The 19,426-nt window shown below is 45.0% G+C and carries 17 protein-coding genes and 2 pseudogenes; 7 read left to right on the forward strand and 12 right to left on the reverse strand.

Annotated elements, in window-relative coordinates; all coding sequences use genetic code 11:
• Positions 1 to 27 precede the first annotated feature (27 nt).
• Positions 28 to 678, forward strand: coding sequence for an NAD(P)H-dependent oxidoreductase (locus QUA20_RS14595; RefSeq protein ID WP_333189521.1), 651 nt, complete (start codon positions 28 to 30; stop codon positions 676 to 678).
• 228 nt (positions 679 to 906) lie between these two features.
• Here QUA20_RS14595 and QUA20_RS14600 read toward each other — a convergent pair whose 3' ends face one another.
• From QUA20_RS14600 to QUA20_RS14615, 4 genes and pseudogenes are all read right to left on the reverse strand, one after another.
• Complete coding sequence (locus tag QUA20_RS14600) at positions 907 to 2,406, reverse strand: family 10 glycosylhydrolase (RefSeq protein WP_333189522.1); 1,500 nt, start codon at positions 2,404 to 2,406, stop codon at positions 907 to 909.
• A gap of 206 nt (positions 2,407 to 2,612) precedes the next feature.
• Positions 2,613 to 2,753: pseudogene (locus tag QUA20_RS14605) on the reverse strand (alpha-E domain-containing protein); the annotation flags it as partial.
• Positions 2,754 to 2,757: 4 nt separating this feature from the next.
• Positions 2,758 to 3,540, reverse strand: coding sequence for a hypothetical protein (locus tag QUA20_RS14610; RefSeq protein ID WP_333189523.1), 783 nt, complete (start codon positions 3,538 to 3,540; stop codon positions 2,758 to 2,760).
• Positions 3,533 to 4,900 (reverse strand): AAA family ATPase, encoded by a 1,368-nt coding sequence (locus tag QUA20_RS14615; protein ID WP_333189524.1) that lies wholly within the window; start codon positions 4,898 to 4,900, stop codon positions 3,533 to 3,535. Before QUA20_RS14615 ends, QUA20_RS14610 begins: the two co-directional genes overlap by 8 nt.
• A 201-nt stretch (positions 4,901 to 5,101) precedes the next feature.
• On the opposite strand from QUA20_RS14615, the gene QUA20_RS14620 reads away from it, so the two are divergent.
• The gene (locus QUA20_RS14620) at positions 5,102 to 7,111 is read left to right on the forward strand and encodes an Eco57I restriction-modification methylase domain-containing protein (protein WP_333189525.1); all 2,010 of its coding nucleotides are present in this window, start codon (positions 5,102 to 5,104) and stop codon (positions 7,109 to 7,111) included.
• Positions 7,112 to 7,299: 188 nt separating this feature from the next.
• A complete protein-coding gene (locus QUA20_RS14625) occupies positions 7,300 to 8,664 on the forward strand; it encodes an MFS transporter (RefSeq protein ID WP_333189526.1) in 1,365 nt (454 codons plus the stop codon).
• Between the two features lie 216 nt (positions 8,665 to 8,880).
• On the opposite strand, the gene QUA20_RS14630 is transcribed toward QUA20_RS14625, so the two are convergent.
• Together QUA20_RS14630 and QUA20_RS14635 are read right to left on the reverse strand one after the other, a co-directional pair.
• Positions 8,881 to 10,239, reverse strand: a complete 1,359-nt coding sequence (locus tag QUA20_RS14630) for a calcium-binding protein (RefSeq protein WP_333189527.1) — start codon at positions 10,237 to 10,239, stop codon at positions 8,881 to 8,883.
• 205 nt (positions 10,240 to 10,444) lie between these two features.
• Positions 10,445 to 11,806, reverse strand: a complete 1,362-nt coding sequence (locus QUA20_RS14635; protein ID WP_333189528.1) for a calcium-binding protein — start codon at positions 11,804 to 11,806, stop codon at positions 10,445 to 10,447.
• Between the two features lie 135 nt (positions 11,807 to 11,941).
• On the opposite strand from QUA20_RS14635, the gene QUA20_RS14640 reads away from it, so the two are divergent.
• The 4 genes and pseudogenes from QUA20_RS14640 (at position 11,942) to QUA20_RS14655 (ending at position 14,613) form a co-directional block, all read left to right on the forward strand.
• Positions 11,942 to 12,145, forward strand: a complete 204-nt coding sequence (locus tag QUA20_RS14640; RefSeq protein ID WP_172185756.1) for a hypothetical protein — start codon at positions 11,942 to 11,944, stop codon at positions 12,143 to 12,145.
• 4 nt (positions 12,146 to 12,149) lie between these two features.
• Positions 12,150 to 12,686: a GNAT family N-acetyltransferase gene (locus tag QUA20_RS14645; RefSeq protein WP_333189529.1), complete on the forward strand. Its 537-nt coding sequence runs from the start codon at positions 12,150 to 12,152 to the stop codon at positions 12,684 to 12,686.
• A 242-nt stretch (positions 12,687 to 12,928) separates the two neighbouring features.
• The gene (locus tag QUA20_RS14650) at positions 12,929 to 13,675 is read left to right on the forward strand and encodes a HEAT repeat domain-containing protein (RefSeq protein WP_333189530.1); all 747 of its coding nucleotides are present in this window, start codon (positions 12,929 to 12,931) and stop codon (positions 13,673 to 13,675) included.
• Between the two features lie 23 nt (positions 13,676 to 13,698).
• Positions 13,699 to 14,613 (forward strand): annotated as a pseudogene (locus QUA20_RS14655) (Rpn family recombination-promoting nuclease/putative transposase).
• Positions 14,614 to 14,724: 111 nt separating this feature from the next.
• Here the strand turns inward: QUA20_RS14655 and QUA20_RS14665 are convergent.
• From QUA20_RS14665 to QUA20_RS14690, 6 genes are all read right to left on the reverse strand, one after another.
• Entirely contained in the window at positions 14,725 to 15,498 is a 774-nt protein-coding gene (locus QUA20_RS14665) for a class II aldolase/adducin family protein (protein WP_333189531.1), read from the reverse strand.
• A 62-nt stretch (positions 15,499 to 15,560) separates the two neighbouring features.
• The gene (locus tag QUA20_RS14670; protein ID WP_333189532.1) at positions 15,561 to 16,232 is read right to left on the reverse strand and encodes a hypothetical protein; all 672 of its coding nucleotides are present in this window, start codon (positions 16,230 to 16,232) and stop codon (positions 15,561 to 15,563) included.
• Positions 16,233 to 16,411: 179 nt separating this feature from the next.
• Complete coding sequence (locus tag QUA20_RS14675; protein ID WP_333189533.1) at positions 16,412 to 17,677, reverse strand: NAD(P)/FAD-dependent oxidoreductase; 1,266 nt, start codon at positions 17,675 to 17,677, stop codon at positions 16,412 to 16,414.
• 24 nt (positions 17,678 to 17,701) lie between these two features.
• Positions 17,702 to 17,860 carry a rubredoxin gene (gene rd, locus QUA20_RS14680; protein WP_172186041.1) on the reverse strand — a complete coding sequence of 53 codons (159 nt, stop codon included), beginning with the start codon at positions 17,858 to 17,860 and terminating at the stop codon, positions 17,702 to 17,704.
• 266 nt (positions 17,861 to 18,126) lie between these two features.
• A complete protein-coding gene (locus QUA20_RS14685; RefSeq protein WP_333189534.1) occupies positions 18,127 to 18,894 on the reverse strand; it encodes a ChaB family protein in 768 nt (255 codons plus the stop codon).
• A 216-nt stretch (positions 18,895 to 19,110) separates the two neighbouring features.
• Positions 19,111 to 19,410, reverse strand: a complete 300-nt coding sequence (locus QUA20_RS14690; RefSeq protein WP_333189535.1) for a DUF433 domain-containing protein — start codon at positions 19,408 to 19,410, stop codon at positions 19,111 to 19,113.
• Positions 19,411 to 19,426: the final 16 nt, after the last annotated feature.

Raw genomic sequence — 19,426 nt, forward strand, 5'->3', positions numbered from 1 at the left:
TTAATAGCAATCTCTTAAGTAAAAGAAATGAATCACATTACTACGACAGACTTACTCGAAAATCTCAAATGGCGATATGCCACCAAACAGTTCGATCCAGCCAAAACAATTGCTCCAGAAATCTGGACAGCTTTAGAAGATGCGTTAGTGTTAACACCATCTTCTTATGGGCTTCAACCTTGGAAATTTCTGATTATTACCAGCTCGGAACTTAAAGAACAGCTCAAACCCCTCTCCTGGAATCAGTCACAGGTTACTGATTGCTCTCATTATGTCGTGTTCGCGATTAAAAAGAATCTCAGTGCCGAGGATGTCGATCGCTTTATAGCTCGCACTGTCGAGCTGCGGGGCGGGACGGTAGAGGCAATGGCAGGATATCGGAGTCTAATCGTCAGTGACTTGGTTGAGGGTGGCCGCAGTTTTAATATCAATGACTGGTCAACCCGCCAAACTTATATTGCACTGGGCAACTTTATGACCAGTGCTGCATTGCTTGGTGTTGACACCTGTCCAATGGAAGGAATTGAACCTGTCAATTACGATCGCCTGTTGGGTCTTTCTGCCAAAGGCTTTACTACCGTTGTAGCTTGTGCGGCTGGCTATCGCTCTGAAGCAGATAAGTATGCTTCACTCGCAAAAGTAAGATTCCCTAAGTCAGAAATCTTAGAAACTTTATAGAACCCATTTGGTATCTTCTTGAGCGAACTATATGGTTTTGAGGGGATCGTTTTACCAGAGGATTTAATACCAGAGTCAGGACTTTAAGCTAACAGGCATCAAACCAGATACAACCTAGATACCTCAAAGGCTTGTGAGACAACAAAAAGATCCTAAATGGGTTCTATAAACCCGGGATACGCTGTAAGTCGATCGCAATAGCGCACCTCGGCGCACCCTAAAAAGATATTAAGAGGCTCCGAAATTCACTTTTGTGACTTCACCTGCGAGAACATTAACAGTTTGTTGAATTTGACTACCGTCAACTTTCAACTGATAAGTTCCCGGAGAAAGCTCGATCGCCCCAAACCATCCTTTACCATCGGCGCGCAGTTGACGAACCGCGCCAGCAGCATCGATCGACTGCAATGTCAAGCTGGCACCGTCGCAAGTTCGCTCGCACTGCTGCAAATTTCCGGCGATCGCACCTGTAGTCGGCCGCGACTTCCAAGGCATATCGGGAACGGCTGCGGTTGTCGCCCACACAGGCTGAGTTTCATAGGTTTTGCCCGTCGCAGCATCAACGTATTGACTCGGCTGCGACAGCGCGGTGTAAAACAAATCGTTGCTTTGGGGAACGTATTTCCAAGGCTGGCGGGGCAAATCACCGCTACCGCCCGATCGCAGTTCCACATTCGTGTACACGTTGCTGCTAGCGTAGGAATAGAGCACCGTACCTGCGACGTGATTTCCTTTCGCAGACGGATGTTCGGCGCGACGAATCTGGCCTAGAGTGTCTTCGATGTAGTTGAGGTAATTGCCGGGGCCGATCGCAATTTGGCGGTTGTACTGGTGGTCTTTGGCGTACTCGATCCAGTTGTCGTAAGCGAGTTTTTGCGATCGTTTGTACTCGCGCTGGTAAGTCATCGGCATCGCCATGTCTACGATCCCTTCTTCCAGCCAAGCGCGCCAATCTTGCAATACTTCTTTGTAAGGCTGCGTTTGATACCACCCTGCATCGTTTGTTGGGCCGTCTCCCCAGGCGATCGTGGCGGCAGTAATTTTAACACGCGGTTTAATCGCAAGGCTTTCTACATAAAGCTTCCGCACTAAATTTGTCACCTGTTCGCGCCGCCACTGCATCCACGCGGGATCGGTGGGTGCGGGTTGGCCCGATCGACCTGTTTGCTGATTGAAACGGGCGATCGCAGTCGGATTGTAGCCCCAAGTCGGCCCACCGTAGCGCACATAATCCAACTGTACGCCGTCCACATCGTAGCGCTTGAGCAAGTCCAAATAGACGGAAACAGTATAATCTACGGCGTCTGGATGGCCGGGATCGAGATAGCCTTGGGCTTCCCCACCGTAAGTCAGCATCGCCCAATTGTCGCTGCCGGGGGCTGAAGGCCCGTGTTGTTGCCAAACGTGACCGGCGGGAAGTTTGGTGCCCGAAACCACCGGCAGCGTCACCATCCAAGCGTGTACTTCAATGCCTGCGGCGTGGGCTTTGTCAATCAAATCTTGCAGGGGATCGAAACCGGCCGGAACGTTGGGATCGAGGGTGCGGGGTTCGATCGCACTGGTGTAAAAAGCATCGCCACGGCGGCGGACTTGGGCGACGATCGCGTTGGCATTTGCCCGCTGCGCGTCTGCGATCAATTTTGTGACTTCTTGAGGGGTTTTGAAGCCGGGGTTGAAGGCGTCCACCCAGAAGGCGCGAAATTCGGCGGTTTGGGTTTGTGGGGGCATAGTTGCGGTCGCCCGGGATGGGAAGTTGGAGAACCAACCAGGAGTCAGCAGAAAACTAATTGTTAAGCCAATCAGGAACAAGCTTGACAAAAAGAATGTTTTGGTATTTCGCATCAGAAATGTGTGAGAGAGCGTTTAACAGTCCTTTACGGACTTTTGGTTTGAGCGTCCGCTTGACATTTTCGCACAATGGTACATTAAGTGGGCAGATCAGTAAATAGTTGAGTAATACCGCTGGGAGAGTCGAGAATGAGATTAAAATTGACCTCGGCAAAATGGGCGATATTTTCCGATATTTCAATATAGCGGTTGAGCCAGTAAATTGAATCCGCTACACCACTTAACATTGTTTTACAGGCTAAATAGGGTTTTAATGATTTTCATTTTGGCTGTATCAATGCCGCATTCAAGTTTGGAAATTGGACTGAGGGTTTTCCACTTGCCTTTATTCGCGGTGAAGATAGCATCGGCTGTTTTTTCAGGATCGATAGTTTCAAAGCCTCCTATTTTATTAGTTGATAAATAGTTGAGACGGTCAAAAATTTCATCTCTAGATGCACGTTTCACGCTGACTGCTTGAGGAGGAGGAGGCGGCGGCGGTGGCGGTGATATAGAAAATACTTTAGCAATAAAATCTAATCTCGCCTTAGTCAAACCACATTGTAACTTAGTCAGGGGGGTGAAATCTGACCATTGCTCGCGGTTAGAATCTACAATTTTATTTGCCGTTTCAACGGGTTTTACATTCTTCCAATTATGCTCTTTAACTAAGTATTTAAGTACAGCTATAATAGTATCTTTTGATGCTGTACTCAGATTGACTTGGGGATTTGCTTCTCGCGCTAGAATCTTCGCTTGTTCAATATTTGATGGTTTTGGGTCAATGACAATACACCATACTAAATCTAATTTGGCTTGTTGAGCTACAGCATAGACAAAGTGATTGCTCACCACTTGATACTGAGACTCGCCTGTTTCTTTAACGATAATCGGAATCCAATTGCGATTACCTGCTTGCAAGACGGCTTCGGCGGCTCCGGCAATGATAAACTCTGACTCAGAGCAGGGTTCTGCTGACTCAATTTTAGATAACTTCAAGTTAATTAACTTACCGATGTTCTCAGAATTACTCATACAAAAAATACTCCTTCGCTAATTTTAAGTAATATTCAGCGGCTTTTTTGTGTAGAAAAACCGCTGGTTTTCGAGAAAAAGCTGCAGTAGAAACAACTTCATATTCTGGAACACTGAATATAGTTGGGTCAATCACCGTTTTTGTAGATTTAGGCCAATAATAGGGTAACAAATTAGAATCGAGAATATAACTCTCTCCTTTCTTAAGTGTAAGAATGGCTTTAATTTCTGCATTTGCTCTTTTGATTGAAGCCTCTGTTTCTTTATGTTTATTGAAAAATATCGGCAAGGCAATAGGGCCACCGTCCTTCCTAAGCTTCTTAACTTCAGGTAAGAATACTTTAATCACTTTAGCAGCATTTTTTAAAGATGAAAAGTTATTGTGTTCTGTTGGCATGAGGATTACATCGGAAGCTATCACAGAGCTTTTACTAAAAAAAGTCCAGTTCGTAGGTGCATCAATTAAGATGTAATCATAATTACGAACAAAAGTCTCAAGCAAATCTCGCAGCCTTGCTGAACCTTTCTCAATTTGTGCTTCATAATCATAAGCCATGAACTTCGATAATCCTGAATCAGATGGGATGACATCAAATACCTTAACTAATAGACCTGCTTTATCCTTCAGATTAAATGCTTGAAGAGTTTCTTTAACATTTAATGCTTCATCAACCAGGCACTGAGATAATTTAACTTTTGCCTCCTGTAAGCCCAATGAATCGGTTAAATCTCCTTGTTGTGGATCGAAGTCAACAACAAGCACTTTTTTGTGCTGTTGTCGAAGAATCGCAGCCAAGTTGATTGTCGTTGTAGTTTTTCCCACGCCTCCCTTATCATTATAGATGCAAATTGTTAAAGCTTTGGGTGCGTTTTCCAGCAAGTTTTTAATTTTAGTAATAATCTCAATAATATTATCTTTGGTTATCCTCATGCAGTCAGTAGCCGGCAATACGATTTTACCATGTTTGCGGAATAGCTGGATATCTGTTGAGTTAGTGATCATACCCCATTGAGATGTTTGGCACTTAGGAGCAAGAAGATAACCTGTTATCTGTTCTTTAGCTTTTTTGTACGCGGGAGTACCTTCTGCTAAGTTAATGATGGCATTTCCTGATACTCTCCCTTTAACTTCAATGATTAAGTATGGGTTAATCTTAGCAACTGAAAATTTATCCTCATCGTGATTCTTGCGAGCAGCAAAATCAGCAGGACCCTTCCCTGTTTTAAACTGTTGTACCCACTCATCAGAGCTGAATCCAAGTGCATTTAGAAGGCGTTTGACAAATCTATCTTCGACTTCTGGCTCTTCTGCATTCTCTGAAATACTATCTAAAACTTCGTTCCAGTTGATAGTTGTCATGATTTAGACCTAGATATTTAAGTAAAATCATAACGCTTGGTTTTAGTTTGTGTCATCGTTAGCTACCTCCCGATCTAGCTATATGAACAGTCAACATACTTTTGGATAAGTTATATATTTTCTAGTGCGCTTGACATTTTTGCACATCGGTGGAATTTTGGGCGAAAATACACTAAACTGGCGATCGCACTTTTTGAACAAATGATAGTACCGCACTTTCAAACGCTAGCCCTTCCGGGTAACAGCTACTCAACTGCAAGCAATTTACTCGATCTAGTGGATGGCTGGCGCCAAGAAGCAACCCGAAAGTTGCAGCAAAGCCAGAGAGGAGAAAAAGGACAATTTTTAACACCTTCCTCAGTCGCAAGTTTGATGGCGGGAATGTTTGAATTTAACTGTCCCGATATATCCCTGTTAGATGCCGGTGCTGGTATTGGTTCGCTGTTAGCAGCCGTTGTTTGCGAACTTTGTCAGCGCCCAAACAAACCGCACAGCCTGCACGTTACAGCTTATGAAATTGACTCTATTTTGATTGAATACCTCAAGCAAACTTTAGAATTATGCAGTATTGAATGTGAGCATTTTGAGATATCTTTTACCTGTGAGGTTCGCGAAATAGATTTTATTCAAGACAGCGCCGATATGTTGCAGCCCAATCTATTTACACAACCAGTAAAACGGGAATTTACCCATGCAATTATCAATCCTCCCTATGCCAAGATAGACGCTAAATCCCAAGCCAGAACCTTGCTGCGTTCTATAGGAGTAGAAACCAGCAATCTCTACGCTGGCTTCACAGTTGCTGCCGCTCACCTGCTCAAACCAAACGGTGAATTAGTGTCGATTACTCCCCGCAGCTTTTGCAACGGTTTATACTTTCGAGATTTCCGCAAAGTATACCTTCAAATGATGGCTTTGCGCCAAGTACACATCTTTGAATCCCGACAGTTGCCCTTTCGCGATGATGCGGTGCTGCAAGAAACTATCATTGTGCGCGCCACCAAACAAATAGAACAGCCAGATATTGTACTAATTACCTCAAGCAGCAGCGCGGGCGACGACCTGGTTTTGTCTCACCAACTGCCCTATACCGCCCTAATTAATCCCAAAGATTCCGAGCAATTTATTCGGATTTTACCGGATTCTCTCAGCCAGAAAGTAGTCGAGCAAATAGCTCAATTTACTTCCACCCTAGAGGAATTAGGCTTAACAGTTTCTACCGGAAAAGTTGTAGATTTTCGTGTTCGCTCTGACTTGCGGCTAAAACCTGAGAACGGTACAGTTCCGCTGATTTATCCCGCACACTTCTCGGCTGGCGGTGTTGAATATCCCACAGCAACGAGCAAGCATCAAGCTTTAGCTGTCACGGAAAAAACTGCTGCACTCCTCGTACCTAACGAACATTATGTTTTGAGCAAGCGCTTCTCGTCAAAGGAAGAGAAAAAGCGAATTGTTGCAGTTGTCTGGGATGCCAATAAAATTAATAGTTCTAGCGTTGGTTTTGAGAATCATTTGAATTACTTTCACCAACAGGGACGCGGATTAGACCTTACCCTGGCGCAGGGATTGGCCGTTTATCTAAATTCGAGTTTGGTAGATGCGTTTTTCCGACTGTTCAACGGACATACTCAAGTTAATGCTACGGATTTACGCAATTTGAAGTATCCTAATGTAGAGCAATTACTTTTACTTGGCGCACAAATAGGAGAAATATTTCCTACACAGCGGGAGATTGATCGACTTGTCGAGAGACAACTGCTTAACGCGACCAATCCGTTAGAAAATAGCCCAATCACAATCAAGAACCGTATTGATGAATCTCTAGAAATACTTGCAGCGCTGGGTTTTCCAAAAGGTCAGTTTAACGAACGTTCCGCCTTAACCCTTCTGGCTTTGCTGGATCTCAAGCCAAAGGATGCTTGGGAATTGGCAAAATCTCCACTTCGGGGAATCACACCAATTATGGAATTTATGGAGGAGGAGTACGGTAAAAAGTATAAGCCAAATACGCGGGAAGCTGTGCGCCGCCAAACGGTGCATCAGTTTCTAGATGCAGGTTTAATTGTTGTTAATCCTGACAGTCCGGAACGTCCGGTGAATAGTCCAAAAACGGCATATCAGATAGAAGAAAGTGCTTTGGAACTGCTGCGAACTTATGACTCTTCTGACTGGAACAAGAATGTTCGGGCTTACCTCGTTCATTTTAAGTGAGAAAAATTTTTGCAGGCTTCTTCCAAAAATGAAAATATTTGTGAGCCAGAATGATGCTAAAATACACTGTTTATATGGCTGCCGCTGGCATCGGAATGACATATACTGTGATGCAAGCGGTTTAATTGACCGGAATTGTCGATCGCACTCCGTAAATCAAATAAGTAACTAGGTAAAATATTTCTGCAATGGAAAAAAAGCATAACGCTGGATTGTGGGTATCAGTATTATACTTCGCTCAAGGTCTGCCTTACACCGTCGTTAATTTAATGTCGGTGATTTTTTTGAAAGGTATGGGAACTAGCAACGAACTCATCGGATTGACAAGTCTGTTGTCTTTTCCTTGGGTTTTAAAAGGTTTGTGGGGCCCAGTTGTTGATTTGTATTCCACCAAACGCAAATGGATTTTAGCAACCGAAATCATTTGTGCTTTTCTGTTTGCTTTCTTAGCTTTTGGCGTATTAACGCCGGCACCGATTATTATATCGCTTGTTATCTTTACGGCGATCGCCTTTGTGTCAGCTACTCACGACATCGCCATTGACGGATTTTATTTAAACACTCTCAATAAAGACCAGCAAGCCTTGTTTGTCGGGGTTCGCAACACGGCTTATAGAGGTGCTGTCATTGCCGGTAGCGGTGTATTGGTGTTCTTAGCCGGGAAACTGGCCGAACAGCATTTAGTCACCGGAAATACAGGCGACACCAAAATATATCAAGACATTCCGCTGTCACTTTTCGGTTCGGGTTTTAGCGTGTCTGCGCTTAACTACGGATGGGCGACCGCTTTTGGCATTTGTGCGATTATGTTTGTGCTGATATATCTCTTTCAGCGGTGGTATCTTCCCTATCCTCGAAATTACGCTCTGGAATCCGACACCCCCCAACAAACAACAAGCTTTATCGAAGCATTTAAAACATATTTTCAGCAAGATAAAATTGGTTGGATTGTTACTTATGTCTTAATTTTTAGGTTAGGCGATGCCTTGACGTTTAAAATGGCTCCGCCATTTTTAATGGATAAAGTGGAGAAAGGAGGATTAGCAGTTTCTACATCGGACATGGGTCTGTTATCGGGTACGATCGGGGTAATATTTCTGTTAATAGGAGGGTTGCTGGGCGGCTATTTGATTGCAAAACAAGGATTGAAAAAATGGATGTGGCCGACGGCAATTCTGCAAAATTCAACTAACGTGCTGTATTGGCTGTTGGCAATCAATCAGCCGGGGATTGAATGGGCTTATGCTGTAAATTCGATCGAGCAATTTACTTACGGACTTGGCGTAGCTGCCTATACAGTGTTCTTGATGCGGACTGTCCGCCCTGAATACGAAGCATCTCACTATGCAATTACAACGGCTTTTATGGCCGCAGGAGTGCTGATTCCGGGCGTTTTTAGCGGCTACTTGCAGGCGAATCTCGGCTATCAAAATTATTTTTTGATGAGCGCGCTGGCTGTGATTCCCGGTATGCTGACGATTTTCTTTCTGCCCCTAGAAGATGAGAAAAAATTAGCAGCTATGCCCAGGCCTGGACTGGACGATTTCGATTAATTTCAAGTCCGGTCGCTATAATTATCAGATCCGGGCGGGGCGGGTTTACCAATTTCTGCACTACTTTTTTGAGATGTCGGTGAACCCGCCCCTGGAGGAATATTGATGTTTTTAATCGTCGAATTAGTATAAATTCTGTGTGCTTGCGTTCAGAAGATAAAATAAGGACACAACAATGTTGTGTCCCTACCGAATATCTTTATTGCCAGCCGCCAACTAAATCGCAATAAAATCACTAGCTGTTAGCGGACTACTTGGAATGCCAGTAATACTGGCAAGAACTTCGCCGTTACTGGCCACTTCAATCGTCGTTATAAAATCGCCTGGAGTAACTTTCAGTTGGTTGAACGTCAAACCTCCGCTCAAACCGATTAAATCTTGACCCTTTTGAAAGTCTATAAATGTATCTGTACCGGCGCCAACTCCTAACACCAATACGTCGCGTCCAGCGCCACTAATTAAGAGATCCGCACCCTTTCCTCCAATCAGCGTATCGTTTCCTTCTCCACCGCTCAAATTGTCATCCCCTTTGCCACCGAATAGCTGGTCGTTGCCGACGCCACCGCTGATAATATCGTTGTCTTTGCTGCCCGTGAGAGTGTCGTTTCCCCCATTGCCAATGAGAATATCGTCCCCTGCAAAACCTGAGGCTGTATTGTTGGCATCGTCGCCTACTAAATTATTAATTTGGGATGGAGCGAGAGCCGTTTGCATTGCCAAAACGTTTGCTAAAAAGGAGCTTCCCGGAGCGGTTCTTAATTGTTCTAAACTGCTGCGCGATTCCAGCGATGTTGCCAAGGCGGGCAGTGCAAAGTCTAAGCCAGCTAACAGCTCTAAATAATCGGAATCTGTGAAAGTGAAATCAGGGCGGTTCAACTGGTCTACAGAGATTTCGGCCTGAGTTAAGCCGGGAGGAGGAGCAGTTAACAAACCGTTTTGGGTGTGCTTGTCCAAGACAAGTAGCGGGTTGATAATCGGGTTAGTAAATGTTTGAAGAATTACTTTTCCGGGGAGAAAAGCTTCTCCTCCCAAACTAACAAAATCGCCGCTAACTATGTAGTGAGTTACATTCTTTCCTGCCCCGGCTTTCTGCTTAAATGTATTGACGGTGTTCTGATCGACTCCGGGAGAATTGAAGGTGACAACATCTCCGATAGTAGAGGTAAATTCGGTGGCGGCTAGTTGCGTTATGGCGCCGCCTAAGCTGTGTCCGAGAAGGTCTGGTGGCAAGCGGCTGGGGTTTTTGGCTGTATCTTGACTGATTTCTGTCAACCAATTTCCTAATGCTTGTTTGTTGGCTTCAAATTGGTTGAAACCGGTGCCGCGCGGGTCTGCGTTGGCAATATCGTCTATGAGCGAGTCGGTGCCGCGAAATACCAAAACAGGCGGTTTGTCTGGGGTGGTGGAAATTAAGCCGATCGCGTGAAATCCAGTTCCGGGATCGTCAAACGTGCGATCGATTTGGTAGCCAGCACCGCTCAAACCAGTTTGAACTAAAGTTTGAAACTCGGAGCTGTTATCTATGTAAGCAAGTTGCTTGGCTATAGTTTCGTAAGTGGCGGGGGAGGAGGGCATATTTTTTTATTTCCTGTCGTTAGATTGGGAATTAGTGTTTAAGCTACTTAATTAAGTTTACTGTAAACTCCGTTTATTAACAATATTAATTAGTCATATTGCGTGGCTTTGTAGGAGAATATTTAGCAGAGATTTTTTGTTACAAAAAACAATAACTCGCTCCGCTTGCGTGCCACCAAAAGTACAAATTTTTCTCGCACAAAAGCTATACAAAATCTACCCGCGTAAGATCGCTTGCCACTACGCCTCTAAGAGTAGCAAGAATTTCCCCAGTAACCGGGATAGTAATTAAAGCTCCGTCACCACCTTGGGTTACTCTAATTTGAGGAAAAGTTAGACCCCGCGACAGTGTAATTAAATCTTCACTATCTTGAAAATCTAAAATCACATCTGCTCCGCCGCCGGATTCCAATACAAAGCGATCGCGCCCCGCGCCGCCAATTAAAAAATCGTTGCCAAACTCGCCGGAAATCAAATCGTTTCCGTTGCCACCCTCGAAATAATCATTATCTCTGCCGCCGTACAAGAAGTCGTCGCCATCACCACCGGTGATGCTGTCATTACCTCGATTGCCTCTGAGAGTATCGTTACCGCGGTTGCCGATAATTGTATCCTCTCCAGCGCCGCCGGTAGCAGTATTGTTGCGATCGTCCCCTGATAAATAATTTGGTTGCAAGGGAGCTAAACCGTATTGCATTTGTCTGACTAACTGCACAAAAGAAAATTCTGGTGCTGTTCTCAAACTCTCTGCACCCGATCGGGTTCTGATGGCTACTGACACATTGGGCAGGGCCAAATTCATCGCAGCGATAAACTCGTTAAAATCTGAGTCGTTGTTATAAGCAAAATCGGGACTGTTTAATTGTTCTACGGAAATTTGCCTCTGCAAAAAACCCGCTGGCGGAGTAGTTAACAAATTTTCAGTTCGATGTTTTGCCAAAACAGTTAAGGGATTAATACTCGGGTCTGTAAAACTTTGGATAAATACTTTCCCCGGAATAAATGCTTCGCCAAACAAGGTGACGAAATCTCCACTGACAATGTAGTGGGTGACATTTTGGTTGCCTGCCCTGCTGAGATTTCTCCGAAAAGCGTTGAAGGTACTCGCTGACACTCCCGGAGAGTTGAAAGTAAAGATATCGCCGGTAATAGAGGTGTATTCGGTCGCTACAATTTGAGCGACAGCTCCGCCCCAACTGTGACCGATGACATCTGGCAATAACTTGCTGGGGTTTTTAGCAGTATTTTGACCTATTTCTGTGAGCCAGTTTTTGATACTATCTTTGTTCTTTTCAAATTCAGGTAAACCAATGTCTCGGGAGTCGGAAAATATAGCGTCGCCGTCGATGAAATCTGTACCTTTAAATACCAGGGCGGGCGGGTTTTCGGGATTGGATGAACCGAAGCCGATCGCATAAAAGCCAGTTTCTCGGTCGTCGAATATGCGATCTATATAGTAGCCATTAGTATCTAGGAAACGCGAAACTTCATTTTGCGCGTTCGGTTTTTGATTTAAAAAAACAATTGACTTAGCCAGAGCTTCATAAACAGCAGGCGAGGCACTCATAATATTATATTTTGTGTTTGTTGGTATTTGCGATCGCTCAAGCTTGAGCTAAGTGTCCAATGGCAGCCATTATAGCTGACAAGATTTGTATGGTATACTTGATAATATCAACTCAAGAATCAAGTTTTTGCGGTTATGGCTATCATTCGTCAATACATTGCTCCATTTATAGCGATATTAGTATTTTTGGCGGCTCTGGTAGCAGTCAGTGCTCGCATCTTTTTGCCGGCTGACATGGCTGCCCCGGCACCGATTGAGGAAGCGATCCCCCAAAAGCAAGCGGCAGTAGTGAATCCAATTTTCTTGGGGGTAAATTATTCCGCTTTGCGTGTCCGGTGAGCTGATGTCTGCTCAACTAATACCGGGCTACGAGATCCGCTCAGGATCTGGACTCGATCGGGCAAAACTGGTAAAGTTTATGCACCGGACTTACCGAGAGCTTTACCCGGATGGGGAATTGGGACATTTGGCTCAAACTGTCGAGCAGTATTTTTCTAACCAGACGCCGGTTTGGTGGGTAGAGTGCCAGAAAAACAGCCAGGAAGAGGCAGAAATTTTGCCGGCGCTTCCCTCGCAGTATCTCAATCCCCAATCTCAAGTCCAAAATCTGACATCAGTTATCGGATGTTTGTGGTTGGGAAATGCGATCGACCAAACCACCGGAGAACGTTACGCTCACATTTTTTTGCTGTACGTAGCACCGGAACATCGCCGTTTAGGAGTCGGTGCAGCTTTAGTTATTCATGCTGAAAATTGGGCGCGGGAAAGGGGCGATCGACAAATTGGTTTGCAAGTCTTTCTGAGCAATCAGCCTGCTCTGAATCTCTATCAAAAATTAGGCTATCAAAGTCATTCCCTCTCAATGCTCAAGTCTCTTTGAAAAATAAAAGGTACTGTTTGTAGTAAGGACGAAGAGTCCTGATACATAAAGAAGCTGAAAACTTCGTGAGTTTATGGGCACTTAACTCTTGACTACGAACTTTATGAAGGACTGAAGTCCTCACTATGAACCACATGAAGACTTCACTCCTCCCTCGGAATACTTTTATTGGTATTATCCTAGTTGCTGTTGACCGTTGTCTGAGTTGCTGAGGAGCATCCTCAGTGCGGTAAAGTTTTTTTATGCACAATAACGACTACTCCAACGCCCTTAATACTGACACGGAACTGGAAAGCCCTTTGGATCAATTTGACGAATCCGAACCCCCGCTGCCAGATCCCGAGGAAATGCTGCCTTTGCTGGAATCCCCGCAACCTCAGCACCGGATGATGGCGGCGCGGGCTTTTTGCGAACTGCAGGACGATCGAGCAATTTCGCATTTAATTAATTTGTTGAGAGACGGTTGCCCCTTGGTGCGGGTAAGCGCGGCTTATGCGTTGGGGCGAAATCCGAGTCCCGATGCTGTGGAACCGCTGATTCTTCAGCTCAATCGCGACTGGAACGGTTACGTTCGCAAAGGGGTAGTTTGGGCCCTGGGAAATTGCAGCGACCACCGCGCTTTGCCATCTTTAATTGATGCTCTGAAAACTGATATTTCGGCGGTGCGTTTGTGGGCGGCGAGTTCTCTGGGTCAAATGGCAAAAGTTGGTTACTATGTGGTGATTGCTGCGATTCCGCCGTTGATTGAAGCGCTGCGGGGAGATTCTGTATCTGCTGTGCGGAGCAACTGCGCTTGGGCGATCGGGCAACTGGCTCGCGAATTGCCGAATAATATAGTGTACGCTGGGGCGATCGACGGTTTGATAGAAGCTTTAGAAGAAGATGAAGATATGGGCGTGCGGGAAGATGCTAAATCTTCACTTTTGCGAGTTGGCGACCCGCGCGGTTTGCAGATTATTGAAGATTTAGAAATGGAAGGACTTTTGTGATTTAAAGGCTCCAAATACCAATTATGCCTTTCATTAGTGCTCAAACAGAATTTGGATTCAAAAAAATCTTTGCTTCGCCCCAGAGCAAAGACATTTTGATTAGCTTCCTCAATGCTATGCTCTATGACGCGCAGCCAACCATTGAAGACTTAGAAATTATTGACCCTTACGCCGCGCCGAGCGTTACTGGATTAAAAGACACTTACCTGGATGTTAAAGCCAAAATTACAGGCAACAAAACTGTGATTATCGAAATGCAGGTAATAAATGTAGAAGCTTTTACTAAACGGGTAGTGTATAATGCCGCCAAAACCTACGCAAATCAACTCAGGCCCCGGGAAGGATACTCTAAATTAAATCCTCTGATTGCTTTAACAATCACAGATTTTATTCTGTTTGAAAACACAGAAAAATTTCTCACCCATTTTGTATTTAAAGAACTCCAATAAAACTTCGAGTATTATAACAGAGAAATCGAATTAGTATTTGTAGAACTGCCCAAGTTTAACAAAGAACTGGAACAAATCGAGAACCTAATTCAAAGCTGGATTTATTTTATTAAAAATGCTCCCCTATTGGATGAAATTCCGGAAAAATTTGCATCAATCCCAGAAATTCAAAAAGCTTTTTCCATCGCCAACAGAACTAATTTAACCCTTAAGGAATTAGAGGAATTGGAAAAGCGGGAAATGTTTTTTGAAGACCAACGGGGTGCTGTTATTAAGGGGATGCAAGAAGGTCGCCAAGAAGGCCTAATTGAGGGGCAAACAGCATTAATCCTCCGTCTACTCGCGCGGCGCACTGGGGAAATCCCACCAGAAACTAAAACTCGCATTCGGCAGTTATCTCTCGAACAATTAGAGGATTTAGGAGAAATTTTGTTAGATTTTACCAGTCAAGAGGATTTGATAGCTTGGTTGGAATCGGCTTCAGCATGAATTTATAACTTTTGCACTCCTGATACTAAATCCGGCTTTAATACCCCCTTTATTCTTTATTCGCCGCAGGCGGACTGTGTTTGTGTAGTAGCGGTTTCAACCGCCGATTTTCTAATCTAATAAGTCGGGTTCGCGGCGCACAATCATGTCATAAAGCGGTTGAAAGCTAAACCATCCCATGCGGTGAGACCCTACTTGCTGCTGTGTCAAACTCGCACATTCTGGCTTGATGAGAATTGGTTTTCCCGCTGCTTCGGCCATTAACTGCGCTTGACAAGAACGTTCCATTGAAATAAACCACCAAGCGGCTTCATCTACTGTTTGACCTACTGTTAACAGTCCGTGATTTTGTAAAATAATAGCTTTTTTCTCACCTAAAGTTTTGGCGATGCGTTTAGCTTCTTCGATTTCCAATACAACTCCGGTGTAATCGTCAAATAAAGCTTGGTCTTCATAAAAAGAACAAGCATCTTGCGTCAGCGGGTCAAGCAGGCGGCCCAAACTCGACCAACTTTTGCCGTAGGGAGAATGAGCGTGGGCTGCTGCGATTACGTCGGGGCGGGCGCTGTGCACTTGGGAATGAATGGCAAAAGCTGCTTCGTTTACGGGTTTATTTCCTTCAACAACTTCGCCTTTGTGGTTGACTAAAATTAGGTCGCTGACTCGAATTAAACTAAAGTGCATTCCAAAAGAATTGACCCAGAAATGGTCTAGGTGTTCGGGGTCGCGGACGGTGATGTGTCCGGCAATTCCTTCGCTGAATCCGAAGCGGGCAAATAATCGGAATGCGGCGGCTAAACGCTGTTTGCGGTGGCGGCGTTCTTCTTCAACTGAGTTGAATGTTGGGGGTTGAATGGTGACTTTTGGGATTTTTAATGCGATCATATATTTTATTTTGTCATGGGGAATGGGTAATTGCTAATTGTGGGGCAAGCATCTTGCCTGTCCTACTGACTGGCGACTTCACTGAGGCGCAAACCTGATATATTTTGGCAGTCGAAAGTGGCGTTGTTACCGGGGTGGCGCTCGATTAATTCGATAATTTGTCCGGCGGGGTTTTGCAGAAACCACTGGGTTAATGAGCCGTAATCTAAGGGTCGATCGGACAGGGGTTTGAAGTTTTTATTTTGCCATATTGTAGCAGCATTCTGCACGTTTTCGACTCGAATCGCAACGTGGTGAACTGCTGCTAATCCTCTTTCTTGCTGAAAGCGGTTTTTTTGGTCGCCGGCTGCGTGGGGCGCATCTAATACTACTAAGCCGCCCGCTGGCATTAATAAGGTCATTAAATGCAGCCACAAATCCGAGGGAACGTTAATGTTTTCCGCACAAAAGTTGATCGGGAATAAGTCTGGGCCTTCGACTGTTTTGGCACCGAAAGGGCGGAAAGATGCGGCGTAGTTTTCGAGTTCGGTTCGGGTGGGAAATGTGATGACAAAGTGGTCGATCGCAACTTGTTCGCCGTACAGGTGCGTCTCAAACGTCCAGGCTGTTAAAAATTCGGGACTGATAAATTTGGGGTTGAATTCCAGCAAGCCATTTTTTTCGATGAAAGGTGAGTCAAGATGGCTGTGAAGGTTGCGATCGAACTTTAGGGTTTGTAGATTCAAGTTTTTCATCTGTCTTCCCCGATGTTAACTCCGCAAAACTGCGAATTTTGTCTGCAAGCAGAATTTAACGCACATTTAGTGCGCCTTAATTCAAAAATAACACAAAATTTAATACAGGCAAGCCGATCGCGCGATCGCAACTCCTAAACCTTTACACAGCAAATATTCCCCAATCTAAAATCTAAAATCTAAAATCTAAAATCGGATGGTTTGCCGATCGCGTTCCCGGCCAACCACGCCGTAGTCCAAGCACTTTGGAAGTTGAAACCGCCCGTTACGCCGTCGATATCCAAGATTTCGCCCGCAAAGAAAAGTCCGGGACAGCGGCGGCTTTCCATTGTCTTAAAATCGACTTCTTTGAGGTTGACACCGCCGCAGGTGACGAATTCTTCTTTAAATGCGCCTTTTCCGGCAACCTGATATTCGCCTTGAACGAGTTCTTGCAGGAGGCGATCGAGGGTTTTGTTAGATAAGTCTGCCCAGCGTTTTTGCTCATCAATGCCGATCGAACTTGTCAAACGTTCCCAGAGGCGGCGCGGCACCGGAAACGGACAGCTAGAGACAATCAATCGGTGCGACAACTGCGACTTAACCGCTAGCAGTTGCTGCCGCAAAACTTCCGCATTGTACTGGGGAAGCCAATTAATCAGCACAGATGTTTTATAATGGCGATCGTGCAAAAATCTCGCACCCCAAGCCGAAAGTTTGAGTACAGCAGGCCCGCTTAAACCCCAGTGAGTAATTAGCAAAGGCCCGCTTTGTTCTAATTTAGCTCCCGGCAATTTCACCTTAGCATTAGGAACAGAAATTCCGGCTAAATCTTTGATTCTGCTGTCGGAAATATTAAAAGTAAATAGAGAAGGAACGGGCAGTTCTACAGTATTACCTAACTCTTTTGCCCACTTAAAACCCGAAGGATTGCTGCCTGTAGCGAGAAGAATGCGATCGCACTTAAAACTCTCCCCCGACTTCAACTCAATTTCAAACCTAGGGGCGGTGTCCCCCTGTTCGCCCTCTGCGGTGTTGCCCGTTAATTTCTTTACTGAAACTACTGCATCGCCGGTGCGAATTTTTACGCCTGCATCCTCAGCAGACCGGATCAAACAGTTAACAATTGTCTCCGAATCGTCGGTGATCGGAAACATTCGCCCGTCTTCTTCTGTTTTCAACTTCACACCGTGACCTGCAAACCATTCTACAGTATCGCGGGGTTGAAATCGAGTAAAAGCACCGCGCAGAGCTTTCCCTCCTCTGGGGTAATTCTGCACTAAAACACCAGGGTCAAAACAAGCGTGAGTCACGTTGCAGCGCCCGCCGCCAGAGATGCGAACTTTTGCCAGGAGTTGCCGGCCAGCTTCTAATAAAGTGACGCGGGCCTGCGGGTAGGTTTTGGCACAGGTAATTGCACTAAAAAAACCAGCAGCACCGCCGCCGATGACTGTAATTTTGAGCATTCGATCGGACAAATTTTTTCTCGCTTATTCTGGTTCAAAATCCGATTTTACCGCCCCGCAAGTCGGACAAACCCAATCGTCGGGGATATCTTCAAAGGGTGTACCGGGAGCTATGCCTCCGTCGGGGTCGCCTACTTCTGGATCGTAGACGTAATTGCAAACTGTACAAACGTATTTTTGCATTTGCTTAACTCAATTTTATATTGCAAGCCTATAGATTGTACTTGACAACGCAACTTAGTGCAATACCACTTTCAAAAAGTAATGCGACTTTCGGCAATTCCGAAATTATTAAAAATTTAGTTTTTCAAAATTCTACAATCTAAAAGTTAATTAAGTCTTGCACAAATCTAAAATCTAAAATCTAAAATCTAAAATAGTCAAAGCCTCCAGAACCGCAGTTCGAGAGGCTTGATTGTATTTTTTATTAGTTTGCTGCGATTGGAAGACTAGACTTTTGCTAAAGGCTTAGTCCAAACGCCGTTTTCATCTTCTTCGTACTGCTGGTGAATGGTGTTCCAAGCGGTGTGTTCCGCTTGTATCGAGTCGTTGCTTTCGTCAAATGCGGCGTTGTATGATTCCATAAAGGTTTTTTGAGCAGCTTCCGACAGGTGCGATCGCACTTCTGGAGACAAGTCTGCCGGACTATTGCAGCGACCTTTAACGGCGCGCGGCAGGGTCTTCTCGCTAACTGAAACTTCTTCGCCACCTGCACTTTCTAGCAAGAGTTGAAATTCGCCCGATTTATCTGCGGGAACTTCTGCCATCACGAGAAATTCGCCTGCTTCAACGCGGGTTTGATAGATTGTTGCTTTGTCTTCGGGCATTCCCAAAGCGACTAAAGCCGAAACTAGACCCGCACCGGCCGAACCTGCGATCGCCCCGCTAGCTGCACCCAACAGTGCAGCACCCAGCGGGCCCGCCGATACTACTGCACCGACAAAGGGAATAAACAGCACGCCGACGCCTGTTAGCAAACCCAAAAAAGAACCGAATAAGGAACCAAAAATCGCCCCGCTTCGCAGACCGCCTAATATCACATCTTTTTTAGTAATAAAGCCGGCAATTTTAGTTTTAGATTGAAAGTTTTTTCCCATTACTGAGATGTGGTCGCGGGAAACTCCGCGATCGAGCAAGCGCCGAATTACGCCGTCTAATTGTTCTTCTTCCTTAAATACGGCTGAAACTGTTCGTTCGGCTAAATATTCCTCTGTCATTGTTCCTCCTTTATCGTTGGTCGATTGGTTGTGCTTTTTTTAAGTATAGGAAAACACTGTAGGGCGAGCGCATCGACCGGGAGATAGAGGTAGATTTATCCGAGATCGTGTGAGGCTCTATCAAAAGAGTTAATTTTTTTAAAAATGGGCAATCGCTCATCTTTTACTAACAGTTATTTAGCTCTACTATAAGCTCCTAACTATTCCTATCATATTCTATTGTAACGGCTTAAGTTTGGTCGTATATTCAGACTCTAAGCGCTCCCACTCAGCGTTTTCTGCTGCTATCTCCGCGTCAATTTTGCCTTTGTTCGCATAATAGTAGGCTAGTGCACCATAACTTTGTGCTAAAGTCAAGTGCGGTTTTTCATCACTTATTTGTTCTGGAGTCAGCCCAGCATTAAAATCAATAGCAATGTTCTCTACCGTAATTCTAGTTCCTGCAATTCGTGGACGGCCACCGCAAGTTCCCGGCGTGCTGACAATTAGCGTTCCAATATCAACGGCAGTTGTCATATTTACCTAGATTGAG

The sequence above is a fragment of the Microcoleus sp. Pol7_A1 genome (assembly GCF_036701085.1).
Lineage (GTDB): Bacteria > Cyanobacteriota > Cyanobacteriia > Cyanobacteriales > Microcoleaceae > Microcoleus > Microcoleus asticus.

Excerpts from the sequence above, each read along its gene's own strand:
- QUA20_RS14665 (WP_333189531.1), bottom strand. The coding sequence starts at position 15,498 with ATGATCGCATTAAAAATCCCAAAAGTCACCATTCAACCCCCAACATTC.
- QUA20_RS14630 (WP_333189527.1), bottom strand. The coding sequence starts at position 10,239 with ATGCCCTCCTCCCCCGCCACTTACGAAACTATAGCCAAGCAACTTGCT.
- QUA20_RS14670 (WP_333189532.1), bottom strand. The coding sequence starts at position 16,232 with ATGAAAAACTTGAATCTACAAACCCTAAAGTTCGATCGCAACCTTCAC.
- QUA20_RS14650 (WP_333189530.1), top strand. The coding sequence starts at position 12,929 with ATGCACAATAACGACTACTCCAACGCCCTTAATACTGACACGGAACTG.
- QUA20_RS14675 (WP_333189533.1), bottom strand. The coding sequence starts at position 17,677 with ATGCTCAAAATTACAGTCATCGGCGGCGGTGCTGCTGGTTTTTTTAGT.
- QUA20_RS14640 (WP_172185756.1), top strand. The coding sequence starts at position 11,942 with ATGGCTATCATTCGTCAATACATTGCTCCATTTATAGCGATATTAGTA.
- rd (WP_172186041.1), bottom strand. The coding sequence starts at position 17,860 with ATGCAAAAATACGTTTGTACAGTTTGCAATTACGTCTACGATCCAGAA.
- QUA20_RS14690 (WP_333189535.1), bottom strand. The coding sequence starts at position 19,410 with ATGACAACTGCCGTTGATATTGGAACGCTAATTGTCAGCACGCCGGGA.
- QUA20_RS14635 (WP_333189528.1), bottom strand. The coding sequence starts at position 11,806 with ATGAGTGCCTCGCCTGCTGTTTATGAAGCTCTGGCTAAGTCAATTGTT.
- QUA20_RS14610 (WP_333189523.1), bottom strand. The coding sequence starts at position 3,540 with ATGAGTAATTCTGAGAACATCGGTAAGTTAATTAACTTGAAGTTATCT.
- QUA20_RS14620 (WP_333189525.1), top strand. The coding sequence starts at position 5,102 with ATGATAGTACCGCACTTTCAAACGCTAGCCCTTCCGGGTAACAGCTAC.
- QUA20_RS14615 (WP_333189524.1), bottom strand. The coding sequence starts at position 4,900 with ATGACAACTATCAACTGGAACGAAGTTTTAGATAGTATTTCAGAGAAT.
- QUA20_RS14685 (WP_333189534.1), bottom strand. The coding sequence starts at position 18,894 with ATGACAGAGGAATATTTAGCCGAACGAACAGTTTCAGCCGTATTTAAG.
- QUA20_RS14595 (WP_333189521.1), top strand. The coding sequence starts at position 28 with ATGAATCACATTACTACGACAGACTTACTCGAAAATCTCAAATGGCGA.
- QUA20_RS14625 (WP_333189526.1), top strand. The coding sequence starts at position 7,300 with ATGGAAAAAAAGCATAACGCTGGATTGTGGGTATCAGTATTATACTTC.
- QUA20_RS14645 (WP_333189529.1), top strand. The coding sequence starts at position 12,150 with ATGTCTGCTCAACTAATACCGGGCTACGAGATCCGCTCAGGATCTGGA.
- QUA20_RS14600 (WP_333189522.1), bottom strand. The coding sequence starts at position 2,406 with ATGCCCCCACAAACCCAAACCGCCGAATTTCGCGCCTTCTGGGTGGAC.